This is a genomic window from Serratia sp. (in: enterobacteria), from assembly GCF_046715635.1.
Taxonomy (GTDB): Bacteria; Pseudomonadota; Gammaproteobacteria; order Enterobacterales; family Enterobacteriaceae; genus Chania.
This window is the reverse complement of sequence record NZ_JBKJYW010000276.1, coordinates 1-9,802: the sequence shown is the minus strand read 5'-3', so window position 1 is coordinate 9,802 and position 9,802 is coordinate 1. Positions and strand designations below refer to the sequence as shown.

The following is a 9,802-nucleotide window of genomic DNA, read 5'->3' as shown; positions in this document are numbered from 1 at the left end:
GCGCCTGCAGGCACCAGCGACTCCACACGCACCTGGTTAGGTTCAATGTCATAACCCGCCTCACGTGCCAGGATCACCAGCTTACGCATCACGTCTTGTCCTGACAGGTCAACACGCGGATCCGGTTCCGTCAGCCCCTGCTGCCAAGCCTGATCCACCAGCTCGGTGAACGGCACCGTGCCGTCAAACTGCAGGAACAGCCAGGAAAGCGTGCCGGAGAAGATGCCGCTGATCGCCAGGATGCTGTCCCCGCTGTCGCGCAGATCGCGCACGGTATGGTTCACCGGTAGCCCGGCCCCCACGGTGGCGTTATACAGCCAGTGGCGGCCCGTTTTGGCAAACGCATCGCGGATCTGGCGGTAATTGGCGCTGCATGAGGCCCCCGCCAGCTTGTTGGCGCTGATCACATGGAAACCATAGCTGGCAAAGTCCAGATATTGCTCCGCCAACTCCCCGCTGGCGGTGACGTCTAGCACCACCAGATCGTCGAACGGGTGCGCCCGCATCCACAGGAACAGCGACTCTTCGTCCAGCTCCTGGGCTTCATCTTCAAAGAACGCCAGCGCACGGCTGGCATCCAGCCCTTCGTAATTGAGCAGGCTGCGACGGCTATCCACCACCCCTGCCAGGCTAAACTCAAAGCCGCTGCGCGCGGAGATATTCTTCTGTTCGCGAGCAAACAGTTCCAACCAACGTGAACCAATATTTCCTTTGCCAAACAGCACCAGGCCAATACGCTTTTCCGCACGGAACAGCGTTTGGTGCAGGCCCTGGATCAGCAGACCGGTCGGCCCCTGACGCAGCACGGCCACCAGGCTGATACCATCTTCGGCCTGCCAGATGAACTCCACCGGCTGGTCCTTCAACTGCTGATAGAAACGATGGCTATGCAGTGGATTCTTGCACACGCCCGCGCCCACCAACGCTACCAGCGCCAACCCTTCACGCAGTTGCAGTTCACCCGGTAATCCGGCCTCCTGCAAAATGCGCAACACGCTGCCCACCACTTCCGAGGTGTAGCACAGCTGGATCAGGTTACGGTCAGGATGAACCCCTACGGCCAGCGGTTTGATCTGCGCACGCTTGAGCACCAGATCCAACTCTTTCTGCGCCAGCTTGAAGTCATGCTGCGGCGCAACGCTGAGTTCGATCAGGCAGACATCATCGTGGCTGGTCACAATTTTGGCACCGGTACCGGAAGCCAGCACGCGCTCGATACGGGTCGACCCCTGTTCCGGCTGATAGCTGCAACGCAGTTGCAGATCGATATCGCTGCCAGACACCGGCTGCAAGGTTCGGGTATGTAGCACCGGAGCTGCCAGACGGGCCAATTCGCTGGCCTCATCCAGGCGCAACAGCGGCAGCAGGCAGGCATCTTTCACTTTGCGCGGATCCGCGCTGTAAACCCCGGCCACGTCGCTCCAGATGGTGACTCGCTCCACACCGGCCAATGCGCCAACCTGCGTGGCAGAATAGTCACTGCCGTTGCGCCCCAACAGCACGGTTTCACCGCTGTCATTACGCGAAATAAAACCGGTTACCACCAGACGTTTGCCCGGATGTTGTGCCAGCAGTTGCTGCAATAACGGATAGGAACGGCCTTCGTCGACCTGCGGCTGTGCCGCACGTTCGGCACGGAGGAAATCTCGCGCGTCCAGCCATGCCGCCTGCATGTCCTGCTTGTTCAGCACCGCAGCCATCAGGCGGGCTGACCAGATCTCGCCGTGCCCCACCACTTCGGCATACACCGCATCATCAACCTTGCCGTCCAGCAGGATCGCCAGGCGCTCAAGATCGTGGATAAATTCGGCAATCAGCGATTCCGCCGTTTGTGCAGGCAACAACCCGCCGATCAGCTCACTGTGGTAACGGCGCAGCGTTTGCTGCACCTGATGCGCGGACAGACGATCGCTCTGGCTGAGCTTCAACCAGCTAATCAGTTGGTTGGTGGTGCTACCCGCCGCCGACACTACCATCATGTCACCCGGCTGACTGTATTCGGCCATGATCCCGGCCACCCGCAGATAACACTTCACATCTGCCAGGCTGCTGCCGCCAAATTTGTGCAGTTGACGCCCGCTAACCGGCCCTGCTACCGCAATTGCATTCATGACTTACCTCGTAGCCGCCGCCTGGAAGGCTTGTTCCAGATCGGCAATCAAATCTTCGCTGTCTTCAATCCCCACGGAAACACGCAGCAGGCTTTCGGAAATCCCCGCTGCGGCACGCGCTTCTGGCGCCATACCGGCGTGAGTCATGGTTGCCGCATGTGAGATCAGGCTTTCTACGCCCCCCAGGGATTCCGCCAGCGTAAACAGCTCCAGAGCAGACAGGAAACGGCGCAGCAGCGCTTCATCTCCGTCCAGTTCAAAGCTGAGCATGGCACCGAACCCACGTTGCTGGCGGCACGCGATCTCATGGCCAGGGTTTTCTGGCAAGGAAGGATGATACAGCTTTTTGACCAAGGGTTGCTGCTGTAAATAACCGACAATTGCCTCGGCATTATGCTGTGCGGCCTTGATACGCGGCGACAGGGTACGCATCCCCCGCAATAACAAATAGCTATCGAATGCCGCGCCGGTGACGCCAATATTATTGGCCCACCAAGCCAGCTCGACTGCCAGATCTTTATCTTTAGCAATCACCGCGCCCGCAACCACGTCGGAGTGACCGTTGAGGTATTTCGTACAAGAGTGGACGACCAGATCGGCACCCAGTTCGATCGGCTGTTGCAGCGCCGGGCTGAGGAAGGTGTTGTCTACCACGGTCAGCGCACCGGCTTCGTGAGCAGCTTTACAGATGGCGGCAATATCCACCACGCGTAAAAGCGGGTTGCTTGGGCTTTCGATCAGCACCAACTTCGGCTTTTGTGCCAACGCATCGCGCAGTGCGGCTTCATTCCCTTGATCGACAAACAACACCCGATACGCCCCGCGTTTGCTCAGGCTATCGAACAGACGGTAGCTACCGCCGTAGCAATCATGAGGGGCCACCAGCAGATCGCCCGGTTTGAGAAATACCGTGGTCACCAGATGGATCGCCGACATCCCGCTCCCGGTCATCACCGCCCCCGCACCTCCTTCCAACTCTGCCAGCGCACGCTGCACGACATCACGCGTCGGGTTACCACGGCGTGAGTAATCATGAGCTCGGGGCTGGTTGAAATCGGTAAAGTTATAAGTGCTGGAAAGATGGATCGGCGGGACGACGCAGCCGTACTGTTCGTCATCATTCAGGCCGCTACGTACGGCAATCGTGGCTGGTTTACGCGTCATAGGGTGGCTCGGCTCTCGGAAAGTGGGGGAATGAGGCCTAAAGATTAACCGCAGTGGATATAGACGTCAATACATCTGGACATCTAAACTTCTTTGCGTATAGATTGAGCAAAGGGACAATACCCGCTAAAATTATGGCGGTTTGTAATGACGATAAGATGTTAGCCCAACAATGCATAGGCATAGCCTATTAAATCATCAGATTCAGTGACCCTTATCGCGTAAAGTAGACATTTATTTAGTGAGCACAGTGAAGATCGGGCATAATTGGCCGGTTTTTAGAATTTTGTATTTTTCAGACAATTTTAAGGTGTCCCATGGCTGAGTGGAACGGCGAGTATGTCAGCCCTTACGCTGAACACGGTAAAAAGAGCGAGCAAGTCAAAAAAATCACGGTATCCATTCCGCTGAAGGTGCTGAAAATCCTGACGGATGAACGGACTCGTCGCCAGGTAAACAACCTGCGCCACGCCACCAACAGCGAACTGCTGTGTGAAGCATTCCTGCACGCCTTTACCGGCCAGCCGCTGCCGAACGATGAAGACCTGCGCAAAGAACGCAGTGACGAAATCCCGGAAGCCGCGAAAGTACTGATGCGAGAATTGGGTGTCGACCCTGATACCTGGGAATATTGATCCTGCCTGCACCGAAGGCACAAACGAAAAAAGGCGCCCGAAGGCGCCTTTTTCATCTGACGATAAGAAAACTTATTTCTTAACGCCTGGTACGCTGAAACGCTTGTTGAAGCGGTCAACGCGGCCACCGGTAGCAACGTCACGCTGCTTGCCAGTGTAGAACGGGTGGCATTCGCCACAAACGTCCAGGTTCAGATCGTGACCCACGGTAGAGCGGATTTTGATCACGTTACCGCAAGAGCAGTTTGCAGTAACTTCTTCGTATTTAGGGTGAATACCTTTTTTCATGGGAGAACCTCAGTTAAGGCCGTGTCGCTATCCAGCCCTGTTCCGCCAGACACCACACGTGGTTGATAATAGGTTTTGATATGGGATTATACCAAAGGCGGCAAATTATACAGAATAAAATGTAGCGCGCAATCGGATCCGTACATTTGCCAGCCTACCGTGTAAACTAGTCAACACTTTTTTCTACCTGGACAGCCACATGCCTGTTGTACACGTTGCTCTACCGGTTCCCCTTGCCCGCACCTTCGATTATCTGCTGCCCGCAGGCCTGCAGCCGGTCATCGGCGCGCGCGTCAGTGTGCCTTGGGGAAAGCAACGGGCGATAGGCATCATCACCGGCAGCAGCGAAAGCAGTGAACTGCCGCTGGAAAGGCTCAAGCCCATCGATAACCTGCTGGATAACGACTCGCTGTTCACCACCAGCCTGTGGCGCATCCTGCTGTGGGCCAGCGAATACTACCATTACCCGATCGGTGAAGTGTTGTTCCATGCGTTGCCCATTCTACTGCGTCAAGGTAAACCCGCAGAAGCCGCCCCGCTGTGGCAATGGTTTGCTACCGAACAGGGGCGCGCAACCCCGCCGGAAAGCCTGAAGCGTGCGCCAAAGCAGCAACAGGCACTGGCGGCACTACTGCAACGCCCGGTGTATCGCCATCAGGTCAGCGAACTGGAACTGACGGAAAGCGCGCTCCAGGCGCTACGTGCCAAAGGCTTGATCGACCTGCGTTCGCAAGCGGTGGCAACGCAGGATTGGCGGCCAGGTTTTGCCGTACTCGGTGAACGGCTGCGGCTCAATACCGAACAGGCCACCGCCGTGGGCGCTATCCGCAGTGAAGACGATCAGTTTGCCGCCTGGCTGCTGGCCGGGGTCACCGGCTCCGGCAAAACCGAAGTTTATCTCAGCGTGCTGGAAAATATTCTGGCGAAAGGTAAGCAGGCGCTGGTGTTGGTGCCGGAGATCGGTCTGACCCCGCAGACCATCGCTCGCTTTCGCGAACGCTTCAACGCGCCGGTAGAAGTCCTGCACTCCGGCCTGAACGACAGCGAACGGTTGGCCGTTTGGCTTCGCGCCCGTAGCGGTGAAGCTGCCATTGTGATAGGCACCCGCTCGGCGTTGTTCACCCCCTTCTCACGCCTTGGGGTGATCATCATCGACGAAGAACACGACAGTTCCTATAAACAGCAGGAAGGCTGGCGCTATCACGCTCGCGATCTGGCGGTGTTCCGCGCTCACGCCGAAAATATCCCGCTGGTGATGGGCTCGGCGACACCGGCACTGGAAACGCTGCACAACGTGCAGTTGGGCAAATACCGTCAGCTCAAACTAACCCAGCGGGCGGGCAACGCCAAACCGGCCAATCAGCATCTGATCGATTTGAAAGGCCTGCCGCTGAAGGTCGGGCTCTCTCAGCCCCTGCTGAAAAGCATGCAGCACCACCTGAAGAACGGTAATCAGGTGATCCTGTTCCTTAACCGCCGTGGCTATGCCCCCGCGCTGCTGTGCCATGAGTGTGGCTGGATCGCCGAATGCCAGCGCTGCGATCATTACTATACGTTCCACCAACATCAACGCCAGCTGCGCTGCCACCACTGCGACAGCCAGCGCCCGGTGCCACATCAGTGTCCGCAGTGCGGTACCACCAACCTGGTTTCCGTCGGCGTCGGTACCGAACAGTTGGAGAACGAGTTGGCTCCCCTGTTCCCGGAAACCGCCATTACCCGGATCGATCGCGATACCACCAGCCGCAAGGGATCATTGGAACAGCATCTGGCCGATATTCACCGTGGTGGCCCGCGTATCCTGATCGGCACGCAAATGCTGGCCAAAGGCCACCACTTCCCGGACGTCACCCTGGTGGCGTTGCTCGACGTGGACGGCGCGCTATTCTCCGCCGATTTCCGTTCTGCCGAGCGATTTGCCCAGCTCTATACTCAGGTTTCAGGCCGTGCCGGTCGGGCAGGTAAACAGGGCGAAGTGCTGCTGCAAACCCATCACCCGGAGCATCCGTTACTGCAAATCCTGCTGCAACAGGGCTACGACGCCTTTGCCAAGCAAACCCTGGCCGAGCGTAACAGCGTCTTCCTGCCGCCCTACACCAGCCACATCATCGTGCGTTCGGAAGATCACGACAATCAGCAGGCACCGCTGTTCTTACAGCAGTTGCGCAATCTGTTGGAAGCCAGCCCGCTGAAGGATGATTCGCTATGGGTAATGGGCCCGGTTCCCGCCCTACAACCCAAACGCGGGGGTCGCTTCCGCTGGCAACTCTTGTTGCAACACCCGTCCAGAAAACTGTTACAGCACCTGATAAAAAGCACGTTGCCATTGATTGGCACCCTGCCACAGGCGCGTAAAGTTAAATGGACGTTAGACGTTGATCCCATTGATAGCTGATTAAGAAAATTCTTAATTTCACGGTTAAAAGCAAACGTTTACACCACAATTTGCGAGCGAACTCGAAAAAACCTTCCTACGTCACACTTTTCATGCAAATTAGGTAACAAAAGCGGCCCGTAATCTGTTTAGAATGTCGGTGAAGGCATTTTTTCAGCCAGGCAATGGAATGCTTGAATGTGGATGACGCTAAAAATAACACCACCACCACTGCATGCCAGAATTTGTGAGCAAACTGAAGTAACCGCGTTAGCCGGGTGCTGACGCAAGGAGAAAGGCGTTGGAACACAAGCAAGAATTACCCATGGCGACCATGAAAGACGTTGCCGAAATGGCCGGCGTTTCCACGGCAACCGTGTCGCGTGCGCTGATGAATCCGGAAAAGGTGTCAACGCCAACGCGCCAGAAAGTGGAACAGGCCGTGCTGGCCGTGGGTTACTCCCCTCATGCCCTGACACGCAATATCAAACGCAATGAATCCCGCACCATCCTGGTGATCGTCCCGGACATCTGCGATCCGTTTTTTGCCGACGTGATCCAGGGGATCGAGCAAACGGCAGCGCAGCAGGGTTATCTGGTACTGATCGGCGACTGTGCGCAGCAAAACCAGCAGGAACGCACCTTCGTTAACCTGATCATCACCAAACAAATTGATGGCATGCTGCTGCTCGGCTCCAACCTGCCTTTCGACGCCAGCAAAGAAGAACAGCGCAACCTGCCACCAATGGTGATGGCCAATGAGTTTGCACCAGAGCTGGAACTGCCAACGGTGCATATCGACAACCTGACCGCCGCATTTGAAGCCGTGCATTATCTGCACCAGCTTGGCCACAAACAGATCGCCTGTATCGCCGGGCCAGAACAGATGCCGCTGAGCCATTATCGGTTGCAAGGCTACATTCAGGCGCTACGCCGTAATGGCATTACCGTCGAAAGCAGCTATATTACCCGGGGTGATTTCACCTACGAAGCTGGGGCGCAGGCATTAGCCACACTGATGGCGCTGCCGAAACCGCCAACGGCGGTCTTTTGTCACAGCGATGTCATGGCGATCGGCGTGTTGTCCCAGGCGAAAAAGCTGGGCTTGCGGGTACCGCAGGATCTGTCGATTGTCGGCTTTGACGATATCAAGCTGGCACAGTATTGCGATCCACCGCTGACCACCGTGGCACAGCCCCGCTTCCAGATTGGCCAGCAGGCGATGTTGCTACTGCTGGAACAGTTGCATGGGCAAACCGTGAACAGCGGTTCCCGGCTACTGGACAGTGAATTGATCATCAGAGGCAGCACCGCTGCCCCTAAACGCTAGTCAAATAATTTCGGGTTAAGTAACATGGCTGACCCAGCGCCGGCCAAACCGGCGTAATGATTATTGTTGTGGTCATTTTGCCAGAAACGCTCCCCGGAGCCTGCCGACAGGGCAGTAAGCTGACGCAAAATGGCCGATAAAATAGCTAGAGGATAGGTTTTAACCTCATCACGACATAGCGGAATTATAGTGGCACAGAGAGACTATGTAGGCCGCGGGCGCTCAGGAGCAGCGCGGCGCAAGACCCCCAGCCGTAAAAAACGCAGTTCTCCAAAGGTATCCAAAACCGTGGTGGCGCTTGCCGTCGCCATTCTGGTTGTCTTTATCGGTGGTCTTTATTTCATTACCCACAACAAACCGGATGAAACGCCGATGTTGCCTACGCATGGCACACGCCCGGGCAACGGTCTGCCACCGAAGCCGGAAGAGCGTTGGCGTTATATCAAAGAGCTGGAGAACCGCCAGATCGGCGTCAAGACACCTACCGAGCCGACGGCTGGGGGTGAGGTCAATTCCAAAACTCAGTTGACCGACGAACAACGCCAATTGCTGGAGCAGATGCAGGCCGATATGCAGCAGCGCCCAACGCAGCTGTCTGAAGTGCCGTACAACGATCCTTCCCAGCTGCGTAACGGTGGGCGGCCACAACAGGTACAACCGCCGGTACAGCAGCAGATAGCGCCACCGGTGCAGCAACAGCAGGTCACTCAGCCTCGCAACCCGTTCAACAGCGGCGCAGCACCTGTGCAGCAACAACCGGTACCGCAGCACCAACAACAAGTGCAACAGCCGAAGCCGCAGGTACAGCAACCAAAACCACAGGCCGTGACTCCGCCAGTGCAGACCCGTCAGCCAGAAGTGAAACAAGAAGTAAAAACGGAAGCGGCCAAGCCGGAAACCAAGCCTGAGTCTAAGCAGAAGTGGATGGTGCAATGTGGTTCGTTCCGCGCAGCCGATCAGGCCGAGTCGGTACGGGCACAGCTGGCGTTTGAAGGAGTTGAAAGCCGGGTCACCGCAGGCGGTGGCTGGAATCGCGTGATGCTCGGCCCATACAGCAGCCGCGCAGCCGCAGACAAAACCCTGTCGCGCCTGAAGGGCATTGGCATGTCAAGTTGCATTCCCCTCTCCGTTGGGGGTTGAAAAGCGTCAATCTCCCCCCATCTATACTCTCAATATGCCTCGTAGTCTCTGCCAACGCAGAGGCTGCGGGGACTTCTTTCCGTCTGCAACGAGGGTCTGCTCGTGACAACAATTGTAAGCGTACGCCGCAACGGCCAGGTAGTGATCGGTGGCGATGGCCAGGCCACACTGGGCAACACGGTAATGAAGGGCAACGTCAAAAAAGTCCGTCGCCTGTATAACGACAAAGTAATTGCCGGTTTCGCCGGGGGTACCGCTGATGCTTTCACCCTGTTCGAACTGTTCGAGCGCAAGTTGGAGATGCACCAGGGCCATCTGGTGAAAGCGGCCGTGGAGCTGGCAAAAGACTGGCGTACCGACCGCATGCTACGCAAGCTGGAAGCACTGCTGGCGGTAGCCGATGAGACTTCCTCGCTGATCATCACCGGTAATGGTGACGTGATCCAGCCAGAAAATGATTTGATTGCGATCGGCTCCGGTGGCCCTTATGCCCAGTCGGCCGCCCGCGCGCTGTTGGAAAATACCGAAATGAGCGCCCGCGAAATCGTGGAGAAATCCCTGACCATCGCCGGCGACATCTGTATTTACACCAACCATTGTCACACCATTGAAGAATTGCCTTCCAAAGCGTAAGGATCGAATACCATGTCTGAAATGACCCCACGCGAGATCGTCAGCGAACTGGACATCTACATCATTGGCCAAAACAAAGCCAAACGTGCTGTCGCCATTGCCCTGCGCAACCGCTGGCGCCGGATGC

9 protein-coding genes are annotated in these 9,802 nt (G+C 56.8%); 6 read left to right on the top strand and 3 right to left on the bottom strand.

Annotated elements, in window-relative coordinates; translation table 11 throughout:
* Positions 1-2,111, bottom strand: a 2,111-nt coding sequence (locus tag ACLQ7H_RS13555; protein WP_411753123.1) for a bifunctional aspartate kinase/homoserine dehydrogenase II, incomplete at its 3' end; no start/stop codon positions are given.
* Positions 2,112-2,114: 3 nt separating this feature from the next.
* The gene (metB, locus tag ACLQ7H_RS13550) at positions 2,115-3,275 is read right to left on the bottom strand and encodes a cystathionine gamma-synthase (protein WP_021181896.1); all 1,161 of its coding nucleotides are present in this window, start codon (positions 3,273-3,275) and stop codon (positions 2,115-2,117) included.
* A 317-nt stretch (positions 3,276-3,592) separates the two neighbouring features.
* On the opposite strand from metB, the gene metJ reads away from it, so the two are divergent.
* The gene (gene metJ, locus ACLQ7H_RS13545; protein ID WP_006317756.1) at positions 3,593-3,910 is read left to right on the top strand and encodes a met regulon transcriptional regulator MetJ; all 318 of its coding nucleotides are present in this window, start codon (positions 3,593-3,595) and stop codon (positions 3,908-3,910) included.
* Positions 3,911-3,982: 72 nt separating this feature from the next.
* On the opposite strand, the gene rpmE is transcribed toward metJ, so the two are convergent.
* Positions 3,983-4,198, bottom strand: coding sequence for a 50S ribosomal protein L31 (gene rpmE, locus ACLQ7H_RS13540; protein WP_021181895.1), 216 nt, complete (start codon positions 4,196-4,198; stop codon positions 3,983-3,985).
* A 199-nt stretch (positions 4,199-4,397) separates the two neighbouring features.
* Between rpmE and priA the strand changes: the two genes are divergently transcribed.
* The 5 genes from priA to ACLQ7H_RS13515 all read left to right on the top strand — a co-directional run.
* A complete protein-coding gene (gene priA, locus ACLQ7H_RS13535; RefSeq protein WP_411753122.1) occupies positions 4,398-6,593 on the top strand; it encodes a primosomal protein N' in 2,196 nt (731 codons plus the stop codon).
* Between the two features lie 280 nt (positions 6,594-6,873).
* A complete protein-coding gene (cytR, locus tag ACLQ7H_RS13530; protein WP_411753121.1) occupies positions 6,874-7,902 on the top strand; it encodes a DNA-binding transcriptional regulator CytR in 1,029 nt (342 codons plus the stop codon).
* Between the two features lie 189 nt (positions 7,903-8,091).
* Complete coding sequence (gene ftsN / locus ACLQ7H_RS13525; RefSeq protein ID WP_411753120.1) at positions 8,092-9,042, top strand: cell division protein FtsN; 951 nt, start codon at positions 8,092-8,094, stop codon at positions 9,040-9,042.
* 102 nt (positions 9,043-9,144) lie between these two features.
* Positions 9,145-9,675 carry an ATP-dependent protease subunit HslV gene (gene hslV, locus ACLQ7H_RS13520; protein WP_024527908.1) on the top strand — a complete coding sequence of 177 codons (531 nt, stop codon included), beginning with the start codon at positions 9,145-9,147 and terminating at the stop codon, positions 9,673-9,675.
* 12 nt (positions 9,676-9,687) lie between these two features.
* A partial coding sequence (locus ACLQ7H_RS13515) for a hypothetical protein (protein WP_411753124.1) occupies positions 9,688-9,802 on the top strand: 115 nt, incomplete at its 3' end.

Coding starts and splice junctions, on each gene's coding strand:
- metJ (WP_006317756.1), top strand. CDS start 3,593: ATGGCTGAGTGGAACGGCGAGTATGTCAGCCCTTACGCTGAACACGGT.
- metB (WP_021181896.1), bottom strand. CDS start 3,275: ATGACGCGTAAACCAGCCACGATTGCCGTACGTAGCGGCCTGAATGAT.
- priA (WP_411753122.1), top strand. CDS start 4,398: ATGCCTGTTGTACACGTTGCTCTACCGGTTCCCCTTGCCCGCACCTTC.
- rpmE (WP_021181895.1), bottom strand. CDS start 4,198: ATGAAAAAAGGTATTCACCCTAAATACGAAGAAGTTACTGCAAACTGC.